The sequence below is a fragment of the Massilia sp. AB1 genome, assembly GCF_018119385.1.
GTDB lineage: Bacteria > Pseudomonadota > Gammaproteobacteria > Burkholderiales > Burkholderiaceae_D > Telluria.
Genome location: NZ_JAGKSG010000005.1, coordinates 120,504 through 145,802 on the forward strand (window position 1 = coordinate 120,504; position 25,299 = coordinate 145,802).

A 25,299-nucleotide genomic window follows, 5' to 3' on the forward strand; every position below is an offset into this window, starting at 1 on the left:
AGACGGCGATGAGCGGCCAGCAAGAGACAACCCGTCTGTTCCTGGCGCTCTGGCCGGATCCGGCCATTCGCCACCAGCTGCGCGAATGGCGCGATGCCTGGGGCTGGCCGCGCGGCGCCGCCCCGGTGCATACCGACAAGCTGCACCTGACCCTGCACTTCCTGGGCAACCTGCCCTCCGAGCGCTTGCCCGAGCTGCTCGACGCTTTTACCGTACCCTTCGAACCCTTCCGGCTGGAGCTGGGACGCGCCGTGATGTGGCCGCGCGGGCTGGCCGTGCTCGAACCGCACAGCGAGCCGCCGGAGCTGCTGGCGCTGCATGCGCGACTGAACGAAGCGATCGCGGCGCTGGGGCTGGTGCCGGAAGCGCGCAAGTACCGGCCGCATGTGACCATGGCCAGACGCGCTGTTGGAGCCGATGTGCCCACGTCCGGGCCGGCGATTGCATGGGAAGCGCAGGGCTATGCGCTGGTGGAATCGCGGCCGGGCGATGGGGGCGGATACATCGTCCTGCGCGAGTATGGGAATTGCATGGAGTAAGTCTGCCTTTTCACCGCCAGCTGCAACCGCACAACGAGTAATTGCCCCTAGGAAAATATCTCACTACACTATCCTATCTTTATCCAGGAAATTCAAGATGGGAAGTCAGAAAGTGCCTCGATACCAAGGAAGAATCACCTCTTGGAAAGACGATCAGGGATTCGGCTTTATCACCCCGAATGGAGGCGGCCCAGCAGTATTTGTGCATATCAGCGCGTTTAGCAGGCGCGGAGCCCGCCCGGTCAGCAATGACATCGTCACCTACCATTTGGGCGCCAACGAGAAGGGGCCGCGCGCAGAACAAGTCATTCTGGTCCGCGACGCCGTGTTACGGAAATCATCGCTTGATTCGCCAACTGGTTCATTGATCGCAGCTGCGGGCTTTCTCGGGTTTGTTACTCTTGGCGTTTTTGCCGGAAAGTTGCCGCTTGCTTTACTTGGTTTGTATTTTGTTATGAGCACCCTGGCATTCTGTACCTATGCTGCCGATAAATCTGCAGCTCGGAAGAATACGTGGAGGACCAGCGAAAGCACCTTGCATATGCTCGGGCTTATTGGCGGCTGGCCTGGCGCTCTTGTAGCCCAGCAGGCATTGCGGCACAAATCGAAGAAGGCATCGTTCCGCACAGTGTTCTGGGCGACAGTTCTCATCAATTGCGGAATACTCATCTGGTTCTTTACACCGCCAGGTGCCGAGGCACTGAGCGCTCTTCTTGGCACAGTATGATGACCGCGAACATCCGATCGCCCATCAGCACGAGAAAGCAATCGCTTCGGACCGACAGAAATCCGGAAGAAGTGAAAAGACCGAGTAGCGACAGGCGAAGGCAGGCGTTGCAAGATTGCCGAACACATCGTTTTGGATCGCCCAGCCCCTGTCGGTTCGCCTGCCGCTCCGGTATCATTCCGGGATGAACGCAATTTCCTCCCTTCCGTTTGTCATTGGTGTCGCTGGCGGAAGCGGCAGTGGCAAGTCAACCGTGACCCAGCAAGTGCTGGCGTCGTTCGGCGCCGAGATGGTCTCGGTCGTGATGCAGGACGATTACTACCGCGACCAGTCCGACCTCACTCCTGAAGTCCGCCGCAAGCAGAACTACGACCATCCGCAGGCCTTCGACTGGCCCCTGCTGGTAGAGCACGTCCGCGCCCTGCGCAACGGCGAAACGATCGCGATGCCGGTGTACGACTTCACGATCGATAACCGCTCCGACAAGACCATCCCCGTCAAACCTGCCCCGGTCATCGTGATCGAAGGCCTGTTTGCCTTGTATGACGCGGATTTGCGCAAGATGATGTCGCTGAAGATCTTCGTCGACACCGCCCCCGACGTGCGCTTCATCCGCCGCATGCAGAGGGATATCGCCGAACGCGGCCGCTCGATGGAGAGCATCGTCAACCAGTACCTGGAAACGGTGCGCCCGATGCACAAGCAGTTCATCGAACCGACCAAGCGCCACGCCGACGTCATCCTGCCCCACGGCGCCAATGGCCCGGCGGTCGATGTCATCACCACCAAGGTGGCGAGCGTCATCGGCCAGTTGAAGCGGTCCTGATCGTATCGCCCCGGACCTTTCAGGCGGCTCCCGGCAGCGGTGTGCTACTGGACGCGCTCGACGCGCGCGGTATTAGCATGGCCGTCGATCTGCAGCAGGTAGCTGCTGAACATGCCGCGCGAGATTTCGACCTGCGGGTTGTTCAGGCGTGGCAGGACTGCCTCGCCCTCGGTCACGCGCCATACCTGGCCGTTGGCCAGCGCGATACGGGTGCCGGGCGACCAGCCGTCCAGGGCTCCGGCCACGCTGCTGCGAATCTTCGAAGGGCTCTTTTCCTTGACGGGCTGCGGTGCGGCCTTCGCCAACCCGAATTTTGCCTCCGGCTGGACCGTCTCGGTGCGAACCGCCCCGGCGTTAGGCGCAGCGGCGGCCGGCGCCGCCGCCACCGCCACCGGCATCGCATCGTAGCAGGCGAGGCGGCTCGCTGCCTCTGAGAGCGCGCGGCATTTCAGGACGGCGGCGTCGTCGTCGGCCAGAGCGGCGCCAGAAACCAACAGCAGCAAGGACAGGGCTTTCTTCATATGCTTTCCAGAGGCGGGTTGGACAGGCCGGCAAGAGTGCGCGGCTGCGGAGAATTATAACGGCAGCCGCGTCTCAGCCGTGACGCTTCACCACCCCGGCGCTCACGGCGATCACCAATCCCGATAGCGACAGCATCCCCAGCGCCATCATGATGCTCGACTGGGTCGCGATCCAGCCCAGCACCGGCGGCGCCAGCAGCAATCCGCCGTAGCCGAGGGTCGCCACCGCCGCCACGCCAGCCCCGGCGCTCATGCCGGGGATGCGCGAGGCCGCGCCGAACAGCAGCGGCACCACGTTCGCCGCGCCCAGGCCGATCAGCGCGAAGCCGCAGGCCGACAGCAGGAAGTGGGTGCTCAGCACCGCGGTGGCCAAGCCAGCGAACATCGCCACTCCGCCCACCACCATCACCCGCAGCGCACCGAAGCGCACGATCATCCGGTCGCCCGCGAAACGGCAGGCCGCCATCGCAATCGAAAACGCCGAGAAGCCGACGGCCGCGGTGGCCGGCGGGGCGCCGGTACGCTCCTGCATCAAGAGGCCGCTCCAGTCCACCAGCGCGCCCTCGACCGCGAAGCACAGCATGGCCAGCAAGCCGAGACCGACGGCCGCGCCGCGCGGCAGGCTGAAATGGCTGCCATGACTATGCGTGGGGGCGAAAGCCACCACGCGCCGCGCGGCCAGGGCCAGCACCGCCGCGGTCAGCGCGCCCATCGCCATCGCGCCCTCGCCATGTCCCCATCCCTGGCCGATGATCAGGCCGCCCAGCGCCGCGCCGATCAGGCCGCCCAGGCTGAAGAAGCCGTGGAAGGACGACATGGTCGGCAGCCCGCGCGCGGCCTCGACTTCGCTGGCGTTGGCGTTCATCGCCACGTCCAGCGCGCCGTTGCTGATACCGAACAGGAAGGCGGTGCCGAACAGCAGGGGCAAGCCGTCCACCTTCATGATCAGTCCCAGCAGGAGCGCGAAGGCGAAGCCCGACAGCAGGGTCATGCGGCGGGTGCCGAAGCGCGAGGTCAGTCCGCCCATCAGCGGCATGGCCAGCAGCGCGCCGGCGGCGATGGTCAGGAGCACCATGCTGAGCGTCGAGGTGTCGATGCCCATGCGCTGCTGCACCACAGGCACGTGGGCGGCCCACAGGCCGATGCCGGCGCCGTTCAGCAGGAAGACGGTGGAGATGGCCCAGCGGCCCGCCTCGATGCCGGGCGCGTTGGAAGTCGAAACGGGATTCATGCCTTGCTCTTTCCGGTGAACTTGATGTCGAGAGCCGAACAGGCCGTGCGCAGCGTGTGGACGGCATCCGGCGGCGCATCGGCTTCCAGCACGAGGTGGTCGAGATCGGCGAGCGCGCCGAACACGAAGGGCGCGCCGCCTTCCAGGCGCTCGTTGAGCACGGCCACCGCGCGGCGCGCGCTGCCGGCCAGCATGGCGCCCTTGAGCGCCGCTTCTTCCGGATTGGCGGCGCCCAGGCCGCGCTCCAGGTCCAGGCCGCACACGCCCACCAGCGCCAGGTCGGCGCGCAGGCGCTGCACTTCGAGCATGGTCGCGGCGCCGACGGTGGCGCCGACGTCCGGGTGATAGGTCCCGCCCAGCAGCACGATGCGCGTGCGGCGGAAGTGGCCGAGCGCCAGCGCGATCTGCGGGCTGTTGGTGACGATGGCGGCGGCGCAGCCGTCTTCCAGCTGGCGCGCCAGCGCAAGGTGGGTCGAGCCGGCGTCGATCAGCACCGTGTCGCCCGGACGGATGCAGTCGCGCAGTCCCTGGGCGAGCTGGCCCTTGCGCGCCATGTCGGCTTCGGCCCGCTCGCTGAAGCTGGCTTCGCGGCGCAGGCGCACGGCGCCGCCGTGCACGCGGCGCAGCAGGCCGGCCGCATCCAGGTCGCGCAGGTCGCGCCGGATCGTGTCTTCCGAGGTGTCCAAGGTGCGCGCCAGCTCGACGGCCAGCACCCTTCCTTCGCGCTCGACGGCGTCGACAATCGCCTGGCGGCGCTCTTCCGCTAATTGCATGGGTTCTCCTGATGTGTCCGCTCACTGTACACAAACAGGCAAACTCATGCAAGTAAACGCACAAACATGCAAAAACAGGCAGGGTTAGCTGATCATCTGCGCAACACTGGACCTCCAGGCACGTAGGCGGCCCAACAATTAGTTGTTAAACTTCATCAACTTACGTTGCTATAAATATCATGGACAAGTCCTCTGCCATTCTCATCGTCGACGATTACCTCCTGATCCGCACCCATGTGCGCCAGGTGCTGGCCGAACTCGGCTTCCTGAACGTGTTCCAGGCCGACAATGGCAAGACGGCGCAGGACGTGATGCGCAAGCAGCAGATCGACATCGTGGTCGGCGACTGGGGCATGCCGGTCATGAGCGGCATCGACCTGCTCAAATGGATGCGCAGCGACCACCGCTACGCCCACACGCCTTTCATGATGCTGACCGCCGAAGCCAACCCGGCCTCGGTACGCACCGCGCTGCAGGCGGGCGTGAACGCCTACATGATCAAGCCCTTCACGGTGCACAGCTTCGCCAGCAAGTTCATGAGCATGCTGGGCGTAACGCTCGACAGCGCACCGGCCTCGCCGTTCGCACGCCCGGCCCCTGCCCGTCCTGCGGTTCCGAGCGCGCCGTCACCTGCGCCGGCTCCGGCTGCAGTCGCCCCTGCGGCGCCGGCCCTGCCGCCGTCGAACGTGATCGGCCTGGACCAGCCGATCGGCGAGCGGGTCAAGAAGTGCACGGTGCTGATCGTCGACGACATCCCGACCAACATCGAGGTGCTGGCCGGCGTGCTGAAGGACGAATACGCGATCAAGGTCGCGATCAGCGGCAAGAAGGCGCTGGAGATCGCGGAAGCCTTCCACGTCGACCTGATCCTGCTCGACATCATGATGCCGGTGATGGACGGCTTCGAGGTCTGCCGCCAGCTCAAGGCCAATCCGAAGACGGCGCACATCCCGATCATCTTCCTGTCCGCGCGCGACGGCACCGAGGACGTGGTGTCCGGCCTGCGCCTGGGCGCGGTGGACTACGTGGCCAAGCCGGCCGACCCGACCATCCTCAAGGCGCGCCTCTCGGCCCACCTGATGCTGGCCACGGCCATGCAGGACCTGAAGCGCCAGAACGAACTGCTGATCGAGAACGCGCGCCTGCGCGAGGATGTCGAGCGCATGACCCGCCACGACCTCAAGAGCCCGATCGCGGTGGCCCTGCACGGCAGCCAGTTCCTGCTGGGGAGCGCGCTGAACGAGGCGCAGGAACAGCAGGCGCGCATGATCGAAGAGGCGGCCGAGCACGCGCTCGAAATGATCAACCGCACCCTCGACGTCTACAAGATGGAGCAAGGGACCTACCAGCCGATCCTGCAGATGTTCGACCTCGGCACGCTGCTGGCCAAGGTGGCGCAGCAGGTGCAGTTGGCCTTCACCGAGAAGGACGTGGTGATCCGCTTCGACGCGCCGCAGGACGTGATGTGCCTGGGCGAGCCGATGCTGTGCTATTCGCTGTTCAACAACGCGCTGAAGAATGCGGTGGAGGCGTCGCCGGGCGGGGCGGCGGTGCGCATGGTTGTGGCGCCGGGGTATGGAAATCTGCACGTCATGATCGATAACCCGGGCGAGGTGCCGGTGGAGCTGCGGGAGCGCTTCTTTGACAAGTATGCGTCGAGCGAGAAGATCGGGGGGACCGGGCTGGGGACGTACTCGATCCGGCTGATGGCCGAGGTGCAGGGAGGCAGCGTCAGCATGGATACCGGTTCGGGTGTGACGAAGCTGACGATTACGCTGCCCTGCCCGTAATCTGCTGACAAGTTCCGCACCGAAGCTGCAAACGCCCGCATCACACCAGCAGCATCAAATGCTCCCTCTCCCAAGAGCTGATCACCCTGCTAAACGTCGCAAACTCCAGCTCCTTCACCTCGCAGTACGCCTGCACGAACAGCTCTCCCAGCATCGCCGCCAGCTGCGGACACTGGCGCAAGCGCAAAATCGCATCCTCCAGGTCCCGCGGCAGATCGTCGTGCACCTGCTCCGCGCTGTCCGGCGTCGGGTCCGACGGCGTGAGCCGCTCGGTCATCCCCAGCAGCCCGCAGCTGAGCGTGGCCGCCATCGCCAGGTAGGGATTCACATCCACCCCCGGCACCCGGTTCTCCACGCGCCTGGCCTCGGGCGAGGAATTCGGCACGCGGATGCCGCAAGTGCGGTTGTCGTAGCCCCAGCGCACATTGGTCGGCGCCGACTGGAAGCGCGATAAACGGCGGTAGGAATTCACATGCGGCGCGAACATCAGGAGCGCGTCCGGCACATAGCGCTCCAGCCCGGCGATATAGTGGAAGAACAGCTCACTCGGCCCGCCCCCCTCCTCCGTGAAGATATTGCGCCCCGTGGCGATGTCGACCACGCTCTGGTGCACATGCATGGCGCTGCCCGGCTCGGTCTCCATGGGCTTGGCCATGAAAGTGGCGAAGATGCCGTGCCGCAGGGCGGTCTCGCGTACCGCGCGCTTGAACAGGAACACGCGGTCGGCCAGCTCGAGCGCGTCGCCGTGCGCGAAGTTGATTTCCATCTGTCCCGCGCCAGCCTCGTGGATCAGGGTTTCCACGCCCAGGTCGTGGGCCTTGCAGAAGGCGGACAGCTCCAGGAAGAAGGGATCGAAATCGTTCACCGCGTCGATCGAGTAGGACTGGCGCCCCGTCTCGGCCATGCCGGTACGGCCCATCGGGGGCGTCAGGGGCTCGTGCGGATTGGTGTTGCGCGCCACCAGGTAGAACTCCATCTCCGGCGCCACCACCGGCCGCCAGCCGCGCTCTTCGTACAACCCCAGCACCCGGCGCAGCACCGCGCGCGGCGACAGCTCGACCAGCGAACCGTCGAAGTTGCGGCAATCGTGGATGACCACGGCAACCCGCTCGGAGGCCCAGGGCACGACCCGGATCGTGTCCGGATCCGGTACGCAGATCATGTCGGGGTCGGTCGTGCCCACGTAGGGCGCGTTGTTGGGCTGCTCGCCGTTGACGGTGTTGAGCAGCACGCTCTTCGGCAGGCGCATGTGGCCGCCGTCGAGAAACAGGTCTTTGGGAAGGATCTTGCCGCGCGCGATGCCCGTCATGTCCGTGATGACGCACTCGACTTCATGAATATTGTGTTCGCGCAGGAACTCGCGCATCTCAATGCCCATGGTGTTTCCGTCGTAGCTACGGGAGGCCCAATATAGCACCACGCCCGCCGGCCCCGCGCGCCGCTGACGCCTTCCCGCAATCCAGGTATCGAATCTGGCATTTCGCGTCATGACCGGCCCCGCCTGGCCCATTCTGCGCCATACTTCCGCCATGAAAACAATGTCAATCAAGCAGCCCGACCCTGGCCGCCGCCTCATGTGGCGGATCTATGTTGCCGTCTGGCTGGTATATGCGGTCTTCCTGTCGACCGCCGACCAGCTGGACAAGGTGGTGGCGGGACAATTCGATGCGGCGCGAGCCGCGTTGACGATCGCCAGCCTGCTCCCCTCCGCGCTGCTGCTGGCCCTCGCGTGGCCGCTGACCGGCTACCTGGAGCGCCGCAAGCTGAGCCGGACCACGGTGCTGGTGGTCCACGCCTTGATCGCGCCCGTGTTCGCGATCCTGTCGCAAGGGCCCTTCTGGGCCATGTTCCAGCCCAACAAGGCGATCAGCTGGTATGTCTGGCCCCTGCTGTACCACTGCATGACCTACCTGCTCGGGACCGGCATTTTCACGCTGGTCCGCGCCGGCGAGCGCGCCCACCGGCAGGCGCTGGCCATGGAAGAGGCGCAAAAGCTGCTGATCGCCTCGGAACTGAACGCCTTGCGCAGCAAGCTCAATCCCCACTTCCTGTTCAACACCCTGCACTCGATCATCGCGCTCACGCGCAAGGACCCCGGCGCGGCGGAGACCGCCCTGTTCCAGTTCTCCGACATGCTGCGCTACGTGCTGGACACCGAGAAAAGCGGCAGCGACCGCGTGACGCTCGATGCGGAACTCGATTTCGTGCGCGACTACCTGGAGCTGGAAGCGCTGCGCCTCGGCAGCCGCCTGAACGTGGAATGGCAGCTCGATCCGGATGCCGGCAGCGAACAGGTGCCGGCGCTGTCCCTGCAGCCGCTGGTCGAGAACAGCATCAAGCATGCGTTCAACCCGCACAGCCGCCCCGGCACCCTGCGCATCGAGACCCAGCGCGACGAAGCCGGAGGGCGCCTGCGCTTTGCCGTGCGCGACGACGGTCCGGGCGTCGATGCGGATGCGATCGGACGCAGCGCGGGCCTCGGCCTGCGCACGGTGGAAAAGCGCCTGGTGCTCGACTACGGCGCAGAGTCCGCGCTGCGCATCGACACCGCCCCGGGCGCCGGCTTCGCCGTCGCATTTTCCATTCCGCTCGAACCGACAGGGAGACTCGCGTGAACATGAAGACCGTATTCTTCGCGGAAGACGAACCGCTCGCCCGCGACGTGCTGCGCGATGCGATCTGCGCCCACGAGGGCCTGCGCCTGGTGGGCGAAGCGGCCGACGGGGCAGCAGCGCTGGCCAGCATCAACCGGCTGCGGCCGGAGGTGGTGTTCATGGACATCCAGATGCCCGAGATGACCGGGCTGGAGGTGCTGCGCCGCCTGGATTACCTGCCGCAGATCGTGTTCACCACGGCCTACGACCAGTACGCGGTCACGGCTTTCGAACTCAATGCCGTCGACTACCTGCTCAAGCCCTTCACGCGTGCGCGCTTCGACGCCGCCGTGGCGCGCCTGCTGGATGCGCCGCAGCGTTCGCCGGGCGAGCTGGCCGATACCTTGCTGCAGGCGGGCCAGCGTGAGGTGCGGCGCGTCGAGCGCATCCTGGTGCGCGACCGCGGCCGCATCTTCCCGCTCGCGGTGGGCGATATCGAGTACATGAAATCGGATTCCAAGTACACGGTGATCGTCGCGCGCGGCCAGAACTTCCTGGTGCGGCTCGGCATAGCGGAGCTGGAAGCCCAGCTCGACCCGGCGCGCTTCATCCGCATCCACCGCTCGGTGCTGGTCAACCTCGATTTCGTCGAGTCGATGACGCCGGACGACCAGTCCCAGCTGCAGATCGAGATGCGCGACGGCACCCGCCTGGGCGCCAACCGCGAGGCGTCCAGGGCGCTGCGCGATATGTCCATCTAAAAGTTGGTTTCATGCAATAAGAAATATCTGTCGGAATCTTTTACACCTCCTCGCAGACCTTCTCGGGCGTTCCTTCAAAATCAAGGAGTTGCAAACTTGGCATGCAAATTGCTATCCATAAATTTGTATTTCAATTTTAACTATATTCCTGAAAGAGAATAAAAAATGAACCGTTCGCTCGTACAGTTGTTCAGCATTGCAGGCATGAGCCTGGCCCTCATACTTCCAGCCTCTGCTGCCGTCGTCACGACCGCAACTGCGGTCACCGGCACGGGTCCGCTTTCCCAGCAGTGGACCGCCACCTGGAGCGGCAGCGACGCCTATGGCATGGGCTCCGACCTGACCGTGGGCGGCAACAAGCTGTCCTACGATTTCAAGCATCCGGGCCACGCCTACATGGGCGTGCCGCAGCAGACCTATGTGTTCTCCACGACGGCACAGAAAACCGGCAAGCTCTCGATCGACGTGGACCTGTCCTCGTTCGCAGCTTGGTATCAGTCGTACACCGATATGTCGATTTGGCAAGGCTCGACCAGCAACGCCACGCTGCTGACGCAGAACACCTGGGGTGGCGTGGTCAAGAAGTCGCTCGACCTGGACCTGACCGCAGGCCAGGCCTGGGGCTTCATCGCCAAGGGCGGCAACTACGACGGCACCGGCATCCTGGCCGGCTCGTTCACCGTGACCCAGGCCGACGTCCCCGAGCCTGCCTCGCTGGCACTCCTCGGCCTGGGCGCCCTGGGCATGCTGGCACGTCGCCGCAAGAAGGCCTGAAACACGGCGCACCTACCGCCTGGATGATCCGGGCGGCATAAGAAAAATGCCAGTCAGCGATTGACTGGCATTTTTTTCGAGCGGAGACTTTGCGAGGACTTCCTGCTACAGTTGCCGGTAGTTCGACGAGGAGACCACCATGTTCACATTTGCACCTACCAAACACACGCTGGCCGCGCTCATGGCGACAGGCCTGCTGGCAGGCTGCGCCCAGATGGGGACGCAGAACACCGCCATGACCGACGCGATGAAGAACCATGCCGGGATGGATTGCTGCAAGGAGAAGATGGGGGCGGATGGCAAGCCGATGCCTTGCAAGTGCTGTGGCCAGAAGGCGATGGCGGGCGCTGCGGCGATTACCGGTGCCGCGCCGCAGATGTGCATGGGCCAGATGAGCAAGAAAGCCGGCTCCTAAAAGTTCTCAGTTAGCCACAAGACAGTCGCCCCGGCGAAGGCCGGGGCCCAAGTTTGCTTGAGCTATCGAGACGCTTAACTTGGGTTCCGGCCTCCGCCGGAACGACGTGCATGCGTTAACGGTTCAAACCTGAATCCAGGTCGTCTTCAGCTCCGTATATTTATCGAACGCGTGCAGCGACTTGTCGCGCCCGTTCCCTGACTGCTTGTAACCGCCGAACGGCACCGTGATGTCGTCGTTGTCGTACTGGTTCACGTGCACCGTACCAGCCCGCAGCGCGCGGGACGCGCGGATCGCCTTGCTCATGTCGCGCGTCCACACCGCCGCCGCCAGGCCATAAGGCGTGCTGTTGGCCTGCTTGATGGCCTCGTCCAGGTCCGTGAACGACAGCACCGACAGCACCGGCCCGAAGATCTCTTCGCGCGCAATGCGCATCGACCCATCCACGCCGTCGAACAGGGTCGGCTCGATATACAAACCGCCGCTCTCCTGGCGCGCCGCGGCGCCGCCGGCCAGCAGCCGCGCGCCGGCCGACTTGCCCTCTTCGATGTAGCCGAGCACGGTCTTCATCTGGGTCTGGTCGACGATCGCCCCCATCACCGTCTCCTCGTCGAGCGGATCGCCGGGAGCGTGGCGCGGGATCAGCTTGAGCGCCTTGTCCAGGAAAGCCTCGCGAATCGATTCCTCGACGAACAGGCGCGAGGGCGCATTGCAGCTCTCGCCCTGGTTGAAATAGATCGAGCCGATCGCGCTTTCGACGGCGGCATCCAGGTCCGGGCAGTCGGCGCAGACGATGTTGGCCGACTTGCCGCCCAACTCGGTCCAGGCGCGCTTCAGGTTCGACTGGCCCGCCATCTGCAGGATCTGCTTGCCCACGCGGGTGGAGCCGGTGAAGCCGATGCAATCGACATCCATGTGCAGCGCCAGCGCCTTGCCGGCTTCGTCGCCGTAGCCGGGCAATACGTTGAACACGCCCGCCGGCACCCCCGCCTCCAGCGCCAGCTCGGACAGCCGCAGCGACGACAGCGGCGCCTTCTCGGACGGCTTGAGCACCACGCTGTTGCCGGCCGCCAGGGCCGGGCCGATCTTCCAGGCCGCCATCAGCATCGGGTAGTTCCAGGGGATCACGGCCGCCACCACGCCCACCGGCTCGCGCTGAATCAGTGCCAGGCTGTCCTCGGAGGTAGGCGCCACCTGGTCGTAGATCTTGTCGGTCGCCTCGCCGTACCAGCGGATGCAGTTCTGGGCCAGCTGCACGTCGACGCTGCGGCTGTAGCGGATCGGCTTGCCCATGTCCATGGTTTCCAGCAGGGCCAGTTCGTCGCGGTGCGCCAGCATCAGGTCGGCGAAGCGGATCAGGATGCGCTTGCGCTCGGCCGGGGGCTTGCCGGCCCAGCGCCGGTCCTCGAAGGCGCGGCGCGCCGCCGTCACGGCCAGGTCGACGTCGAGCACGTCGCAGCGGGCCACCTCGGCCAGCTTGCGGCCATCCACCGGCGACAGGGAATCGAAGCACAGGCCGGAGCGCGCATCCACGCGCCAGCCGTCGATGAAAGCGCGGCCGTCGGCGTTCAGCGCCGCGGCTCGTTCATGCCAGGTTGTTGTTGTCATTTCACTCATCCTTCCAGTAAACGCAACTGCGGAGCAACATCCATGGACAAATCCGGGGATAGTTGATCCAATCGCCAGGTTCTGCCTTTATAATCGCGGATTTTCCGCCCGATAATATTTTGTCCCTCGGAGCACACACCGCATGAACACCACTTTGATCACATTTGTCGTGCTCTACCTCTTGGGTACCTTGGCGCTCGGGATGTGGGCGGGTACACGGATCAAGAATACCAGCGACTTCGCCGTCGCGGGCCGCAGCCTGCCGCTGGTGATGGTCATTACCACCACTTTCGCCACCTGGTTCGGCGCCGAGACCGTGATGGGCGTGCCGGCCAAGTTCGTCCAGGGCGGCCTGAACGCCGTGATCGAAGACCCCTTCGGCGCCGGCACCTGCCTGATCCTGGTCGGCCTGTTCTTCGCCACCAAGCTGTACAAACTCAATCTGCTGACCATCGGCGACTACTACCGCCAGCGCTACGGCAAGGGCATCGAGATCTTCTGCTCGCTGGCCATCATCCTCAGCTACCTGGGCTGGGTGGCGGCGCAGATCACCGCGCTGGGCCTGGTATTCTCGGTGCTGACCAATGGCGCCATGGCGCCGGCCACCGGCATGCTGATCGGTACCCTGGCGGTGCTGGTGTATGTGGTTGTGGGCGGCTTCCTGGCGGTGGCGATCACCGACTTCATCCAGATGATCGTGCTGATCGTCGGCATGAGCATCATCGCCTTCTTCGCGGCCGACCTGGCCGGCGGTTCGGACAAGGTGCTGGCGATGGCGCAGCAGGCCGACCTGTGGCGCGTGCTGCCGGAGCCGAGCTTCACCGACGTCGTGTTCTTCATCGGCGCGGCCATCACCATGATGTTCGGCTCGATCCCGCAGCAGGACGTGTTCCAGCGCGTGATGTCGGCCAAGGACGCCCCGACCGCGCGCACCGGCGCCGTGATCGGCGGCGCCAGCTACATCCTGTTCGCCTTCGTGCCGATGTTCATCGTGGCAGCGGCCGTGGTGGTGATGGGCGGCTCGGCGATGGACATCGCCAAGAACGACTACCAGCGCCTGCTGCCGACCTTCATCATGACCAAAATGCCGCTGGTGATGCAGATCCTGTTCTTCGGCGCGCTGCTGTCGGCGATCAAGAGCACTTCGTCCGCCACCCTGCTGGCGCCGTCGACCAGCTTCGTGGAGAACATCCTCAAGCACCTGCGTCCGGGCATGAGCGACAAGCAGCTGCTGCTGGCGATGCGCATCAGCGTGGTGGTGTTCGCCGCGGTGGTGCTGACCTATGCGATCGCGATGGAAGGCACCTCGATCTATGAGCTGGTGTCGAGCGCTTACCAGGTGACGCTCGTGGGCGCCTTCGTGCCGCTGGTGATGGGGCTGTACTGGAAGCGGGCGACGACCCAGGGGGCGATCCTGTCGATCGGCGCGGGCATTATCGTGTGGGTGCTGTTCTTCCCGCAGCTCACCACCTGGGGCGAGCATTTCCCGGGGCAGCTGGCGGGGCTGATTGCGGCTTTTATCGGCATGTTCGTGGGCTCGCTGGCGCCGCAGGTGTTCAAGAATCATTGTGAGCCGAAGCTTGTGGCGGTTTGAAATCGGGTTCGCTACGCTCTAGGGCGTGACGGGTCTTTTACTAACTTGGGTTCCCGCCTTCGCGGGAACCCAAGTTTCTTTGAGCAGCGAGAAACGCTACTCGATCCACCCATTCTTCCTCACCTCATCGTAGGTCAGATCCAGGCAATACCTGATCTTCTCCACCATCTCATCGATCTCCGCGACGGTGATCGACAAGGGCGGCGCCACGATCATCCGATCCCCCACCGCGCGCATGATGACGCCATTGTCGAACATGAACCCGCGGCACAGCATCCCCACCGCGCTCAATGGCGGAAACGCCTCGCACTCATGCACCGTGTCGCCCTTGCGCTTGACGAGATTGAGCCCCGCCGCCAGCCCGCAGGTCTCCGCGTTTCCCACCAGCGGATGAGAGGTCAGGGAAGCAAACCGCGCCTTGAGATGAGGCCCCGTCTCCAGCGCCACCTTCTCCACCAGTTTCTCTTCGATCAGGATGCGCAGGTTCTCCAGCGCCGCCGCGCAGGCCACCGGATGGCCCGAATAGGTGAAGCCGTGGTTGAAGTCCCCGCCCTTTTCGATCAGGGTATGCGCCACCCGGCTGCCGACCAGCACCCCGCCTAAAGGCACATAGCCCGAGGTGACGCCCTTGGCGAAGGCGATCAGGTCCGGCTTGGCCTGCATCAGCTCGCAGCCGAACCAGGTGCCCAGCCGGCCGAAGCCGCAAATCACCTCGTCCGACACCAGCAAGATGTCGTACTTCTCGCAGATGCGCTGGATCTCCGGCCAGTAGGTCGCCGGCGGAATGATCACGCCGCCCGCGCCCTGCACCGGCTCGCCGATGAAGGCGGCCACCTTGTCCGCCCCCAGCTCGAGGATCTTGTCCTCCAGCCAGCTGGCCGCCACGAGGCCGAAACCCGCTTCGCTCATGCCTTGTCCGTGCGCGGCGTAGCTGGGCTGCTCGATGTGGACGATGCCCGGAATCGGCAGTCCGCCCTGCGCATGCATGGCCGCCATGCCGCCCAGCGAGGCGCCGGCCATGGTGCTGCCGTGGTAGGCGTTGCGGCGGCTGATGATGACCTGGCGCTCGGGCTGGTTCATCAGCTGCCAGTAGCGTCGCACCATGCGCACGATGGTGTCGTTGGCTTCCGAACCGGAGGTCGTGAAGAAGGCGTGCTGGAAGCCCGGCGGCGCCAGGCTGGCCAGCAGCGCGGCCAGCTTCACGGCGGGCACGTTGGTGGTGTTGAAGAAGCTGTTGTAGAAAGGCAGGGCCAGCATCTGCGCATGCACCGCCTCGGCGATGCTCGCGCGGCCGTAGCCGGCGTTCACGCACCACAGGCCGGCCATGCCGTCGATGATTTTCTTGCCTTCCGAATCCCAGAGGTAGACCCCTTCGCCGCGCACGATCACGCGCGCGCCCCGCTCACGCAGGGCGGCGTGGTCGGTGAAGGGATGCAGGAAATGCGCCGCGTCGAGCTGCTGCAGCGCGGCCGTATCGAAGCTGTCCGTGTAGGTGTCCGCTGCGCTCGTGCGCACCGGGGATGCTGCCGTAAGCTTGGCTGTCATGATCGACTCCCATCATCGTGAAGGTTTCCGTATCAGACATGCAGCAGCAGGTGCTCGCGCTCCCACGGGCTGATGACGCGCATGAATTCCTGGTGCTCCAGGTCCTTCACCGCCGAATAGACGTCGATGAAGCGCTCGCCCAGGATCTCGCGCAATCGCTCCTCGCGGCGCAGCAGGGTGATCGCTTCGGACAGGCCCTGGGGCAGCTCGACCGCCATGTCGTAGGCGCTGCCTTCGACCATCGGCAAAGGATCGAGCTGCTCGGTCATGCCCAGGTAGCCGCAGGCCAGGGTCACGGCCAGCGCCAGGTAGGGATTGGCGTCGGCGCCGATCACGCGGTTCTCCACGCGGCGGTCCTGGGCGCCCGACACCGGAACGCGGAAGCCCACGGTGCGGTTGTCCATGCCCCATTGCAGGTTGATCGGCGCGGCCGTGTGGCGCACGATGCGGCGGTAGGAATTCACGTAAGGGGCGACGATCGCCATCGCCGACGGCATATAGCGCTGCAGGCCGCCGATGTACTGCTGGAACAGCTTCGAGGCCGTGCCGTCCTCGTTGCTGAAGATGTTGCGTCCGGTTTTCGCATCCACCACGCTCTGGTGCACGTGCATGGCCGAACCGGGTTCGCCTTCCATCGGCTTGGCCATGAAGGTGGCGTACATGTCGTGCTTGAGCGCGGCCTCGCGCAGGGTGCGCTTGAAGTAGAATACCTTGTCCGCCAGGCCGAGCGGGTCGCCGTGCAGGAAGTTGATTTCCATCTGGCCGGCGCCGATCTCGTGGATCAGGGTGTCGACGTCGAGGTTCATCATCTCGCAGTAGTCGTAGATGTCCTCGAACAGCGGATCGAACTCGTTGACGGCGTCGATGCTGTAGACCTGGCGGCTGGTCTCGGCGCGGCCGCTGCGGCCGACCGGCGCGGCCAGCGGCAGGTCCGGGTCGATGTTCTTGGCGGTCAGGTAGAACTCGAGTTCCGGTGCGACCATCGGCTTCCAGCCGCGCTCCGCGTAGAGCTTGAGCACGCGGCGCAGCACGCTGCGCGGAGCGAAGTCGACCAGGCTGCCGTCGGCGAAGTAGCAGTCGTGGATCACCTGCGCGGTCGGGTCCACCGCCCACGGCACCGTGGTGATGGTGGTGGGGTCGGCCTTGAGGATCATGTCGCGGTCGGTGGCGGCGATGGCGCGGTTGTAGGCGTCGTCGCGCTCCGGGGTGTTGCCGGTGACGGTCATGCCCAGCACCACTTCAGGGATGCGCATGCCGCGGTCTTCGGTGAACTTCACGCGCGGCAGGATCTTGCCGCGCGCAACGCCGGTCAGGTCGGGGACCAGGCATTCGATTTCGGTGACTCGCTTCGCATTGAGCCACTCTTCCATGTCGGTATAGCTGAAATTTTCGCGGATTGCCATGTTTGCCTCACTGTCTTTTCCAATGCGGGCACGCAGGCGAAGGTGCGAGCACATACGCCGCGCGCAGGGATACGGCAGGCAGGGAAGCTAGGGAACTGCGGTCGCCCACTTGCGGGCGGCAGCCCTTGGTTCGTGAAACCTCATCCGCGGCTCCGTTGCTGTTCCAGGCGCTGTTCACGATACATGCGGCAGGCTTCGCCGAACGCGCCGAACATCTTCATCGAATACGGGTTGTGCTGGATGCGCCACTCGGGGTGCCACTGGACCGCCAGGGTAAAGCCCGGCGAATCCGCCACCGTGAAGGCTTCGACCAGGCCGTCCTCGGCCACCGCCTCCACCGTCAGGCAGGGCGCGATCGAATTCACGCCCTGGCCGTGCAGCGAGTTCACGGGAATCTCGTCCACGCCCAGGATCTCGCGCAGCATGCCGCCTTCGCACAGCTTGACGTTGTGGGCGTCGCCGTACTGTTCGTCCATGCCCAGCTCCGGGTTTTCGCGGTGGTCGAACTTGCCGGGCACCGCCTGCACCGCCTGGTGCAGGCTGCCGCCGAGGGCCACGTTCATCTCCTGGAAGCCGCGGCAGATCGCGATGATCGGCACGCCGCGCTTCACCGCTTCGCGGATCAGCGGCAAGGTGGTCTGGTCGCGCGCCGGGTCTTGCGGCAGCGAGGGATCGAGCACCTCTTCCGAGTAATAGCTGGGATGAACATTGGAGGCCGAACCGGTCAGCATGATGCCGTCGATCAGCGAAAACATGGTCTCCAGATCCAGCGACGCGCCAAGCGACGGCAGGATCATGGGGGCGCAATCGGCGCCGAGAACGACGGCGTCGACATACTTGTGCTGGGCGGCGTGGTACGGATGTTCGCCGAAATCACGCGTGCACGCTGGAACGATGACGAGGGGGCGCATGGTCTCTACCTTGTGGTGAAGCGCACGAGTCCATCATACGAGCATTTGGGCCCGAACGCGAGGTGCTGTTGAGCCAGATCAACAAACCGCGGAATGGGTGCTTCTCTGCCGATCTGCCGTGGAACTTCGTTCCAATAACAAAAGCTTAACGGTAACTCGACCGGGGTGCCAACACGGTTAGGCAGGGCAATGCGTGGAATAGTCGTAGGGTGGACGGGTCCCCCGTCCACGCGGTGATAGTTGGAAGCAAGATCATCCGGCACGAATCCGGAGCCTGCGTCTATCACCGCGTGGACGGCGGAGCCGTCCACCCTACAGTGTCCTGGCGGTATTATTTCCGCAGTTTCGCCAGCGCCGCTTCCAGCACGGTATCGCGGCCGCGGCGCAGGTCGGCCAGGGTCTGCTTCACCGCCACGGTGGGCTGGATGCCCTTGCCCACCCAGCGCGTGCCGTCCGGATAGGTGTCGGCCTTGGTGCAGATGCGCGCCGTGCCGCCACCCGGCAGGGAGACGAACAGCGGCTGGCCCGTGCTGCCGCCGGTCGCTTCGCCGACGATCGTGCCGCGCTTCATCGCGTCGAAGGCCACTGCGAAATCCTCGGCCGCCGAATAGGTGGCGCCGGAAGTCAGCACCACCACCGGGCCGGTGAAATGGCGCTTGCCGTCCGGCTCCCAGTTGTTGGCCGGCTTCTCGAAGTCCGGCATCGGCTTCTTCCAGGCGCGGTAGCTGGGCAGGTACTGGCGGGTCGACCAGGCGCTGGTGGCGAAGGGCTTGTCCACCAGGGTGGCGAGCACGCGGTAGCCGACGGACGAATTGCCGCCGCCGTTGTTGCGCACATCGATCACCAGCGCCGAGGCCTTGGCGATGCGCTCGAAGGCCGCCATGTAAGCATCCGCGGCGCGGTCGTCGCCGAAGCTGTTCAGCGCCACATAGGCCACGTTCCCCGGCAGCATGCGCAGCTCGAAAGGCTCGCGTCCATACGCCGCCTTGATGAAAGTCTCGATCTCCACGCGCGGCGTCTCCAGGTCGAAACTCTTGCCGGCGGCGGTGCGGAAGCTCACGCGCGGGACGTCCTTCAAGGCTCCCGCCAGGAAGTTGAAGCCGTAGGCGCGGCGTTCCATGTCTTGCGGGGTGGAGGCGCTGATGACGGGGACCAGTTCGCGCTGCGCATAGGCCAGCGAGGGCTCGCCGTTCACCGCGACCACTTCGACGCCGGGCCGGACACCCTTGGCTGCCAGGGCCGGATCGAAGACCTCGCGCACCAGTACCTTGCCTTCGATGAGGTAGGTCGTGAACATCGGGCGCGCCATCGTCAGCTTGCGCAGTTCCGGCCCCGGGTAGACATTGGTGTGACCGTCCTGCAGCCTGGCGCACAGCTCGGACAACACGCGATAGTACTCAAGCGTCGAGGTGGTGGCGCGCACCTTGGGAATGGTCTCGAGGTAGAGGCGGTCCCAGTCCAGTTCCTTGAGCTTGTCGACATAAACGAAGTTGTACTTCACCTCGGACCAGAACTTGGCCAGGCCGGCCAGTTTCTCGTCCTCGCTCAGGTTCTCGCGGTAAGGCGTGGCCAGGGCGGGGGAATCGAACAGCCTGGCATCGAGTTCCTCCCGGGGCGTGGCGCCCTGGGCGAAAGCGCTGCCGCCCAGGGCAGCGAGGATAGTGACCAGGATGATGCGGGATCTCATGCGGTGCTCCATGCTTGTTGGTGTGATCGTTATTCTACGAACGGCGAATGCGGCGCGCGCGCGGCATGCGACAGGCGGTCAATTTTGCGGAACAGGCTGCATGTTTTGCACTACCATGGGATGACCCGACGGCAACCCATCCCTTCCCACCACTGTCCCCGCCCATGAAAAAGACCCTGTTGACCACCCTGCTCTGCGCCTCGATCTTCACGTCCGCTTCCGCATCCGAGCTCGCCAAGGCCATCTCCGGCGACTACGACAAGCACCTTGGCGCGCTGTTCGACCATTTTCACCGCAATCCGGAACTCTCATTCCTGGAAGTGAAGACCGCCGCGCGCCTGGCTCAGGAATTGCGCGCGGCCGGTTTCGAGGTCACCGAGAAAGTCGGCGGGACCGGCGTGGTGGCGATCCTGAAGAACGGCCGCGGCCCGCTGGTGATGATGCGCGCCGACATGGACGGCTTGCCGATGCAGGAGAAGTCCGGCCTGCCGAACGCCTCCACCGCCAGGCAGAAGGACATGGAGGGGAACGTGGTGCCGGTCGCGCACTCCTGCGGGCACGACGTGCACATGACCAGCCTGGTGGGCACGGCGCGCCGCATGGCGGCCGAAAAGGACAAGTGGTCCGGCACCCTGATGCTGATCGGCCAGCCGGCCGAGGAGCGCATCGGCGGTGCGCTGGCGATGATGCAGGACGGCCTGTACAAGCGCTTCGGCAAGCCCGACTACGCGCTCGGCTTCCACGTCAAGGCCGACATGGCGAGCGGCAAGGTGCTCGCCTCGGAAGTCTCGCCCTATTCCGGCGCCGACACGGTCGAGATCCTGATCAAGGGCGTGGGCGCGCACGGCGCCAGCCCGCACCGCGGCAAGGACCCGATCGTGCTCGGCTCGATGATCGTGGTCGGCCTGCAGACCATCGTCAGCCGCGAACTGAGCCCGCGCGAACCCGGCCTGATCACGGTCGGTTCCTTCCACGGCGGCACCAAGGCCAACATCATCGGCGACAACGCCAGGCTCCAGCTGACCGTGCGCAGCGAAAGCGCGGCCACGCGCAAGCTGCTGCTCGACGCGATCAAGCGCATGGCCGAGAACACGGCGCGCGCCGCCGGCATGGCGGAGAACGAGCTGCCGGAAGTGAAGCTGGTCGACCATCCGACCCCGCCGGTGCTCAACAACGCCGACCTGGTGCGCCGACTGAGCGCGGCCTGGAAGCGCGACATCGGTCCGGACGCCATCGGCGACGAGGAATTCCGCGAGGGGATGGGGTCGGAAGACTTCCCCCAGTTCGTCACCGATCCGTACATCCCGAGCGTCTACTTCACGGTCGGCGGCACCGCGCCGGAAGACATCGCCGCGGCCAAGGCGGGCAAGCTGAAGCTGCCGAGCCACCACAGCCCGCTGTTCAAGGTCTTGCCGGGCCCCAGCGTGAAGACGGGCGTCGAGGCCACCGTGGTGGCGCTGCAGGACCTGATGCGCAAGTAGCACGCAGGGGCCTCGCGGCGCGTGTTGTCGAAAAGGTCTACCATGATGGATTCCTGACGAAGCCACACGCACGAGGAACTCCATGCTGAACCTGAAAGATCCTTCCCTGCTGCGCCAGCAGGCCTATATCGATGGCGCCTGGGTCGGCGCCGACAATGGCGCCACCTTCCCGGTCGTGAACCCCGCCACCGGCGAGCAGCTCGGCACCGTGCCGCACATGGGCGCGGGCGAGACCCGCCGCGCCATCGAGGCCGCCAATGCCGCCTGGCCGGCGTGGCGCAAGAAGACCGCCAAGGAACGCGCTGCCATCCTGCGCGCCTGGTCCGACCTGATGCTGGCCAATGCCGACGACCTGGCGCTCCTGATGACGGCCGAACAGGGCAAGCCGCTGGCGGAGGCCAAGGGCGAAGTCACCTACGCCGCTTCCTTCTTCGAGTGGTTCGGCGAAGAGGCCAAGCGCATCGCCGGCGAGACCCTTGCTTCGCCCTGGCCGGACCGCCGCATCGTCGTGACCAAGGAGCCGATCGGCGTATGCGCCGCGATCACGCCCTGGAACTTCCCGGCCGCGATGATCACCCGCAAGGTCGGCCCGGCGCTGGCGGCCGGCTGCCCCATCGTGCTGAAGCCCGCCGAACTGACGCCCTATTCCGCGCTGGCCCTGGCCGTGCTGGCCGAGCGCGCCGGCGTGCCGAAAGGCGTGTTCAGCGTCGTGATCGGCGAAGCAAAGGCCATCGGCGGCGAGATGACGGCCAACCCGCTGGTGCGCAAACTGAGTTTCACCGGCTCGACCGCCGTCGGCCGCCTGCTGATGGAGCAGTGCGCGCCGACGATCAAGAAGCTTTCGCTGGAACTGGGCGGCAACGCCTCCTTCATCGTCTTCGACGACGCCGACATCGACGCGGCGGTCGAAGGCGCGATCGCCTCCAAGTACCGCAACGCCGGCCAGACCTGCGTGTGCGCCAACCGCATCTACGTGCAGGACGGCGTGTACGACGAATTCGCGCGCAAGCTGGTGGCGGCCGTGGGCAAGCTCAAGGTCGGCAACGGCGTCGAGGAGGGCGTCAACCAGGGCCCGCTGATCGAGGAAAAGGCGGTGCGCAAGGTCGAGCAGCACATCGAGGATGCGCTCGGCAAAGGGGCGAAGCTGCTGGCGGGCGGCAAGCGCCACGCGCTGGGGCACAGCTTCTTCCAGCCGACCGTGCTGACCGAGGTCACCTCGGACATGCTGGTCGCCAGCGAGGAAACCTTCGGGCCGGTGGCGCCGCTGTTCCGCTTCAAGACGGAAGAAGATGTGATCGCGCTGGCCAATGCCACCGAGTTCGGGCTGGCGTCCTACTTCTACGCGCGCGACATCGGGCGCGTGTGGCGCGTGGCCGAGGCGATCGAAACGGGGATGGTGGGGGTGAATACCGGGCTGATCTCGACCGAGGTGGCGCCGTTTGGCGGGGTCAAGCAGTCGGGGCTGGGGCGGGAAGGGTCGACCTATGGGATGGACGATTACCTGATCGTGAAGTATATCTGCATGGGTGGCGTATAACCCTTAGCCAGCACCCTCAACCCGCCGTTCCGGCGAAGGCCGGAACCCAAGTTTGCTCGTGCTGCCGCTAGCGTTAAATGTAAGTGGTACGCAACGAGCTTAGGTTCCGGCCTGCGCCGGAACGACGGTCTTGAGGGTGCGGGTAAAACACACGCGCGCTCTGCTTACGTTTACTTCTTGTACTCGTAATACTTCCTCGCATCCCCCCTCACCTGCTCGGCGGGATACTTCTCGCGATTCAGCACCATCTTTTCCTGCACCGCCGCGAACAGGTCGACATCGAGCTTGTCGGCGATGCGCACCAGGTAGACCAGCACATCGGCCATCTCGTGCTTCACCTCGGCCAGTTTCTCCTGCCCCAGCTCCTCAAGACGCCCATGCTGGAGCCACTGGAAATGCTCCAGCAGCTCGGCCGCCTCCACCGTCAGGGCGGAAGCCAGGTTCTTGGGCGTATGGAACTGGTCCCAGTCGCGCTCGTCCACGAACTCGCGCACGAGAGCGCGCAACTGATGCAGCTCGCTCACGCCGCGTCCTTCTCCACGTAGCCGTTCAGCACGCGCTCGAGCTTCGGCGCGATTTCTTCCTGGCTGCTGATGGTGATGCCCAGGTCGCGCAGCAGGCCGTCATGCACGCCGTAGACCCAGCTGTGGATGGTCAGCGGCTGGCCGCGGTCCCAGGCGTCGCGCACGATCGTGGTCTGGGCCACGTTGATCACCTGCTCGGCCACGTTCAGCTCCACCAGGCGGTTGGTCGCGGCGCGGCCGGTGACGGCGCCCAGGTACTTGCCGTGCTTCTCGCGCACGTCGCGCACATGGCCCAGCCAGTTGTCGGCCAGGCCCACGCGGCCGCCGGTCAGCGCGGCATGCACGCCCGAGCAGCCGTAGTGGCCGCAGATGATGACGTGCTTCACCTTCAGCACGTCGATCGCGAACTGCAGCACGCTCAAGCAGTTCAGGTCCGAGTGCACCACCACGTTGGCGATGTTGCGGTGGACGAAGAGCTCGCCCGGCGCCATGCCCAGCAGTTCATTGGCCGGCACGCGGCTGTCGGAACAGCCGATCCACAGGTATTCCGGGGCCTGCTGCTCGGACAGCGCCTTGAAGAAGTTCGGGTCCTCGGCCACCATCGAGGCAGCCCAGGCGCGGTTGCGCGCGAACAGGTCTTCGGCGGTCACGCCCTTGCTCTTGTTTTCCATCTTCGCTCCTTGTCGTGTGTTGCCGTCCCGTAGGGACGCGGCCGGGCCGTGGCTCGCCACGCCGGCTCTAGAATAATTCTTCGGAAAATACACGAAGTGTAACAGTGTTGAACTGTTGCCATCCATAGGGCCGAAAAAAACGCCGAGGGCTCGCGCCGCTCAGCGTTTTCCAGTGCAGGACCTGCTTACTCAAAGAAGTCCTTGACCTTGTCCATCCAGCCCTTGCTCTGCGGGCTATGCTTCGCGCCGCCCTCGTTGGTGAGGCGGTCGAATTCGCGCAGCAGGTCCTTCTGTTTGTCGGTCAGCTTGACCGGGGTCTCGACCACCACGTGGCAGAACAGGTCGCCCGTGTAGCCCGAACGCACGCCCTTGATGCCCTTGCCTTTCAGGCGGAAGGTCTTGCCGGTCTGGGTGCCTTCGGGCACCGTGAACGAGACCTTGCCGGTCAGGGTCGGCACCTCGATCTCGCCGCCCAGGGCGGCCTTCGAGAACGAGATCGGCATCTCGCAGTGCAGGTCGTCGCCTTCGCGCTGGAACACCTGGTGCGGCTTGATGTGGATCTCCACGTACAGGTCGCCCGGCGGCCCGCCGTTGGTGCCCGGTTCGCCGTTGCCCGAGGAGCGGATGCGCATGCCGTTGTCGATACCGGCCGGGATCTTCACTTCCAGGGTCTTGTTGCGCTTGATGCGTCCGGCGCCGGCGCAGGCCGCGCAGGGTTCCGGGATGATCTTGCCGCTGCCGTGGCACTTCGGGCAGGTCTGCTGGATGCTGAAGAAGCCCTGCTGCATGCGCACCTGGCCGTGGCCGGCGCAGGTCGAGCAGGTGACGGGCTGGGTGCCCGGCTTGGCGCCGCTGCCGTGGCAGGTGTCGCACTTGTCCCAGCTCGGCACGCGGATGGTGGTGTCGAAGCCGTGCGCCGCCTGTTCCAGCGTGATCTCGAGGTTGTAGCGCAAATCGGCGCCGCGGTAGACCTGCGGACCCGCGCTGCGGCCGCGGCCGCCACCGAAGATGTCGCCGAAGATGTCGCCGAACGCGTCGCCGAAGCCGCCCGCGCCGAAACCTCCGCCCATGCCGCTGTTCGGATCCACGCCGGCATGACCGAAGCGGTCGTAAGCCTCGCGTTTCTCCGCGTTGGTCAGCATCTCATAGGCTTCCTTCACCTCCTTGAACTTCTCCTCCGCTTCCTTGTTGTCAGGATTGCGGTCGGGGTGGTACTTCATCGCCAGCTTGCGATAAGCCTTCTTGATGTCGTCTTCCGACGCAGTCTTGGCGACCCCGAGGATCTCGTAAAAATCACGCTTTGCCATTGTCGGCACCTTGCTGTTTATCTAAAACGGAACGATCTATGCAAAAAAACCGAGCCGGGAACCATGTGGTCATCGGCTCG

The 25,299-nt window shown here is 65.1% G+C and carries 23 protein-coding genes; 11 read left to right on the plus strand and 12 right to left on the minus strand.

Annotated elements, in window-relative coordinates; all coding sequences use genetic code 11:
* The first annotated feature begins 8 nt into the window (after positions 1–8).
* The 3 genes from thpR (at position 9) to udk (ending at position 2,092) form a co-directional block, all read left to right on the plus strand.
* Complete coding sequence (gene thpR, locus J8847_RS04955) at positions 9–539, plus strand: RNA 2',3'-cyclic phosphodiesterase (protein WP_211523564.1); 531 nt, start codon at positions 9–11, stop codon at positions 537–539.
* A 97-nt stretch (positions 540–636) separates the two neighbouring features.
* Positions 637–1,266: a cold shock and DUF1294 domain-containing protein gene (locus J8847_RS04960; RefSeq protein ID WP_211523565.1), complete on the plus strand. Its 630-nt coding sequence runs from the start codon at positions 637–639 to the stop codon at positions 1,264–1,266.
* A gap of 184 nt (positions 1,267–1,450) precedes the next feature.
* Positions 1,451–2,092 (plus strand): uridine kinase, encoded by a 642-nt coding sequence (gene udk / locus J8847_RS04965; protein ID WP_211523566.1) that lies wholly within the window; start codon positions 1,451–1,453, stop codon positions 2,090–2,092.
* A gap of 44 nt (positions 2,093–2,136) precedes the next feature.
* Here udk and J8847_RS04970 read toward each other — a convergent pair whose 3' ends face one another.
* From J8847_RS04970 to J8847_RS04980, 3 genes are all read right to left on the minus strand, one after another.
* Positions 2,137–2,613 (minus strand): hypothetical protein, encoded by a 477-nt coding sequence (locus J8847_RS04970; protein WP_211523567.1) that lies wholly within the window; start codon positions 2,611–2,613, stop codon positions 2,137–2,139.
* A gap of 73 nt (positions 2,614–2,686) precedes the next feature.
* The gene (locus J8847_RS04975; RefSeq protein ID WP_211523568.1) at positions 2,687–3,844 is read right to left on the minus strand and encodes an MFS transporter; all 1,158 of its coding nucleotides are present in this window, start codon (positions 3,842–3,844) and stop codon (positions 2,687–2,689) included.
* Positions 3,841–4,617, minus strand: a complete 777-nt coding sequence (locus tag J8847_RS04980; protein WP_211523569.1) for a DeoR/GlpR family DNA-binding transcription regulator — start codon at positions 4,615–4,617, stop codon at positions 3,841–3,843. Before J8847_RS04980 ends, J8847_RS04975 begins: the two co-directional genes overlap by 4 nt.
* A gap of 179 nt (positions 4,618–4,796) precedes the next feature.
* On the opposite strand from J8847_RS04980, the gene J8847_RS04985 reads away from it, so the two are divergent.
* Positions 4,797–6,407: a response regulator gene (locus tag J8847_RS04985; RefSeq protein ID WP_211523570.1), complete on the plus strand. Its 1,611-nt coding sequence runs from the start codon at positions 4,797–4,799 to the stop codon at positions 6,405–6,407.
* A gap of 40 nt (positions 6,408–6,447) precedes the next feature.
* On the opposite strand, the gene J8847_RS04990 is transcribed toward J8847_RS04985, so the two are convergent.
* The gene (locus tag J8847_RS04990; protein ID WP_211523571.1) at positions 6,448–7,785 is read right to left on the minus strand and encodes a glutamine synthetase family protein; all 1,338 of its coding nucleotides are present in this window, start codon (positions 7,783–7,785) and stop codon (positions 6,448–6,450) included.
* A gap of 160 nt (positions 7,786–7,945) precedes the next feature.
* Between J8847_RS04990 and J8847_RS04995 the strand changes: the two genes are divergently transcribed.
* The 4 genes from J8847_RS04995 (at position 7,946) to J8847_RS05010 (ending at position 10,951) form a co-directional block, all read left to right on the plus strand.
* On the plus strand, positions 7,946–9,022 hold the full coding sequence (locus tag J8847_RS04995; protein ID WP_229512505.1) for a sensor histidine kinase: 1,077 nt from the start codon (positions 7,946–7,948) through the stop codon (positions 9,020–9,022).
* A gap of 2 nt (positions 9,023–9,024) precedes the next feature.
* Entirely contained in the window at positions 9,025–9,762 is a 738-nt protein-coding gene (locus J8847_RS05000) for a LytTR family DNA-binding domain-containing protein (RefSeq protein ID WP_229512513.1), read from the plus strand.
* 165 nt (positions 9,763–9,927) lie between these two features.
* Positions 9,928–10,536, plus strand: a complete 609-nt coding sequence (locus J8847_RS05005) for a PEP-CTERM sorting domain-containing protein (protein WP_211523573.1) — start codon at positions 9,928–9,930, stop codon at positions 10,534–10,536.
* Between the two features lie 139 nt (positions 10,537–10,675).
* The gene (locus tag J8847_RS05010; protein ID WP_211523574.1) at positions 10,676–10,951 is read left to right on the plus strand and encodes a hypothetical protein; all 276 of its coding nucleotides are present in this window, start codon (positions 10,676–10,678) and stop codon (positions 10,949–10,951) included.
* A gap of 123 nt (positions 10,952–11,074) precedes the next feature.
* On the opposite strand, the gene J8847_RS05015 is transcribed toward J8847_RS05010, so the two are convergent.
* Positions 11,075–12,559, minus strand: coding sequence for an aldehyde dehydrogenase (locus J8847_RS05015; protein WP_211523575.1), 1,485 nt, complete (start codon positions 12,557–12,559; stop codon positions 11,075–11,077).
* Between the two features lie 142 nt (positions 12,560–12,701).
* Here J8847_RS05015 and J8847_RS05020 point away from each other — a divergent pair, with 142 nt between their 5' ends.
* Positions 12,702–14,153, plus strand: a complete 1,452-nt coding sequence (locus J8847_RS05020) for a sodium:solute symporter family protein (protein WP_211523576.1) — start codon at positions 12,702–12,704, stop codon at positions 14,151–14,153.
* Between the two features lie 96 nt (positions 14,154–14,249).
* On the opposite strand, the gene J8847_RS05025 is transcribed toward J8847_RS05020, so the two are convergent.
* The 4 genes from J8847_RS05025 to J8847_RS05040 all read right to left on the minus strand — a co-directional run bounded on the left by J8847_RS05025 (position 14,250) and on the right by J8847_RS05040 (position 19,699).
* Complete coding sequence (locus J8847_RS05025) at positions 14,250–15,698, minus strand: aspartate aminotransferase family protein (RefSeq protein ID WP_211523577.1); 1,449 nt, start codon at positions 15,696–15,698, stop codon at positions 14,250–14,252.
* 32 nt (positions 15,699–15,730) lie between these two features.
* Complete coding sequence (locus J8847_RS05030) at positions 15,731–17,101, minus strand: glutamine synthetase family protein (RefSeq protein ID WP_211523578.1); 1,371 nt, start codon at positions 17,099–17,101, stop codon at positions 15,731–15,733.
* A 140-nt stretch (positions 17,102–17,241) separates the two neighbouring features.
* Positions 17,242–18,012 carry a gamma-glutamyl-gamma-aminobutyrate hydrolase family protein gene (locus tag J8847_RS05035; RefSeq protein WP_211523579.1) on the minus strand — a complete coding sequence of 257 codons (771 nt, stop codon included), beginning with the start codon at positions 18,010–18,012 and terminating at the stop codon, positions 17,242–17,244.
* A gap of 331 nt (positions 18,013–18,343) precedes the next feature.
* A complete protein-coding gene (locus tag J8847_RS05040) occupies positions 18,344–19,699 on the minus strand; it encodes a S41 family peptidase (RefSeq protein WP_211523580.1) in 1,356 nt (451 codons plus the stop codon).
* Positions 19,700–19,863: 164 nt separating this feature from the next.
* Between J8847_RS05040 and J8847_RS05045 the strand changes: the two genes are divergently transcribed.
* Positions 19,864–21,180, plus strand: a complete 1,317-nt coding sequence (locus J8847_RS05045) for an amidohydrolase (RefSeq protein ID WP_211523581.1) — start codon at positions 19,864–19,866, stop codon at positions 21,178–21,180.
* 82 nt (positions 21,181–21,262) lie between these two features.
* Positions 21,263–22,717 (plus strand): NADP-dependent succinate-semialdehyde dehydrogenase, encoded by a 1,455-nt coding sequence (gene gabD, locus J8847_RS05050; RefSeq protein WP_211523582.1) that lies wholly within the window; start codon positions 21,263–21,265, stop codon positions 22,715–22,717.
* 170 nt (positions 22,718–22,887) lie between these two features.
* Here the strand turns inward: gabD and J8847_RS05055 are convergent, their stop codons facing one another.
* The 3 genes from J8847_RS05055 to dnaJ form a co-directional block, all read right to left on the minus strand.
* The gene (locus J8847_RS05055; protein ID WP_211523583.1) at positions 22,888–23,241 is read right to left on the minus strand and encodes a nucleotide pyrophosphohydrolase; all 354 of its coding nucleotides are present in this window, start codon (positions 23,239–23,241) and stop codon (positions 22,888–22,890) included.
* A complete protein-coding gene (gene can, locus J8847_RS05060) occupies positions 23,238–23,912 on the minus strand; it encodes a carbonate dehydratase (protein WP_211523584.1) in 675 nt (224 codons plus the stop codon). Before can ends, J8847_RS05055 begins: the two co-directional genes overlap by 4 nt.
* Positions 23,913–24,097: 185 nt before the next feature.
* On the minus strand, positions 24,098–25,219 hold the full coding sequence (gene dnaJ / locus J8847_RS05065; protein ID WP_211523585.1) for a molecular chaperone DnaJ: 1,122 nt from the start codon (positions 25,217–25,219) through the stop codon (positions 24,098–24,100).
* Positions 25,220–25,299 lie beyond the last annotated feature (80 nt).

Bases quoted from the DNA above. Each gene is read 5' to 3' on its own strand.
- J8847_RS04970 (WP_211523567.1), bottom strand. From the start codon at position 2,613: ATGAAGAAAGCCCTGTCCTTGCTGCTGTTGGTTTCTGGCGCCGCTCTG.
- can (WP_211523584.1), bottom strand. From the start codon at position 23,912: ATGGAAAACAAGAGCAAGGGCGTGACCGCCGAAGACCTGTTCGCGCGC.
- J8847_RS05005 (WP_211523573.1), top strand. From the start codon at position 9,928: ATGAACCGTTCGCTCGTACAGTTGTTCAGCATTGCAGGCATGAGCCTG.
- J8847_RS04975 (WP_211523568.1), bottom strand. From the start codon at position 3,844: ATGAATCCCGTTTCGACTTCCAACGCGCCCGGCATCGAGGCGGGCCGC.
- J8847_RS05040 (WP_211523580.1), bottom strand. From the start codon at position 19,699: ATGAGATCCCGCATCATCCTGGTCACTATCCTCGCTGCCCTGGGCGGC.
- J8847_RS04960 (WP_211523565.1), top strand. From the start codon at position 637: ATGGGAAGTCAGAAAGTGCCTCGATACCAAGGAAGAATCACCTCTTGG.
- udk (WP_211523566.1), top strand. From the start codon at position 1,451: ATGAACGCAATTTCCTCCCTTCCGTTTGTCATTGGTGTCGCTGGCGGA.
- J8847_RS04980 (WP_211523569.1), bottom strand. From the start codon at position 4,617: ATGCAATTAGCGGAAGAGCGCCGCCAGGCGATTGTCGACGCCGTCGAG.
- J8847_RS04990 (WP_211523571.1), bottom strand. From the start codon at position 7,785: ATGGGCATTGAGATGCGCGAGTTCCTGCGCGAACACAATATTCATGAA.
- J8847_RS05030 (WP_211523578.1), bottom strand. From the start codon at position 17,101: ATGGCAATCCGCGAAAATTTCAGCTATACCGACATGGAAGAGTGGCTC.
- J8847_RS04995 (WP_229512505.1), top strand. From the start codon at position 7,946: ATGTCAATCAAGCAGCCCGACCCTGGCCGCCGCCTCATGTGGCGGATC.
- J8847_RS05035 (WP_211523579.1), bottom strand. From the start codon at position 18,012: ATGCGCCCCCTCGTCATCGTTCCAGCGTGCACGCGTGATTTCGGCGAA.
- J8847_RS05045 (WP_211523581.1), top strand. From the start codon at position 19,864: ATGAAAAAGACCCTGTTGACCACCCTGCTCTGCGCCTCGATCTTCACG.
- dnaJ (WP_211523585.1), bottom strand. From the start codon at position 25,219: ATGGCAAAGCGTGATTTTTACGAGATCCTCGGGGTCGCCAAGACTGCG.
- thpR (WP_211523564.1), top strand. From the start codon at position 9: ATGAGCGGCCAGCAAGAGACAACCCGTCTGTTCCTGGCGCTCTGGCCG.
- gabD (WP_211523582.1), top strand. From the start codon at position 21,263: ATGCTGAACCTGAAAGATCCTTCCCTGCTGCGCCAGCAGGCCTATATC.
- J8847_RS05020 (WP_211523576.1), top strand. From the start codon at position 12,702: ATGAACACCACTTTGATCACATTTGTCGTGCTCTACCTCTTGGGTACC.
- J8847_RS05010 (WP_211523574.1), top strand. From the start codon at position 10,676: ATGTTCACATTTGCACCTACCAAACACACGCTGGCCGCGCTCATGGCG.
- J8847_RS05000 (WP_229512513.1), top strand. From the start codon at position 9,025: ATGAAGACCGTATTCTTCGCGGAAGACGAACCGCTCGCCCGCGACGTG.
- J8847_RS05025 (WP_211523577.1), bottom strand. From the start codon at position 15,698: ATGACAGCCAAGCTTACGGCAGCATCCCCGGTGCGCACGAGCGCAGCG.
- J8847_RS04985 (WP_211523570.1), top strand. From the start codon at position 4,797: ATGGACAAGTCCTCTGCCATTCTCATCGTCGACGATTACCTCCTGATC.
- J8847_RS05015 (WP_211523575.1), bottom strand. From the start codon at position 12,559: ATGACAACAACAACCTGGCATGAACGAGCCGCGGCGCTGAACGCCGAC.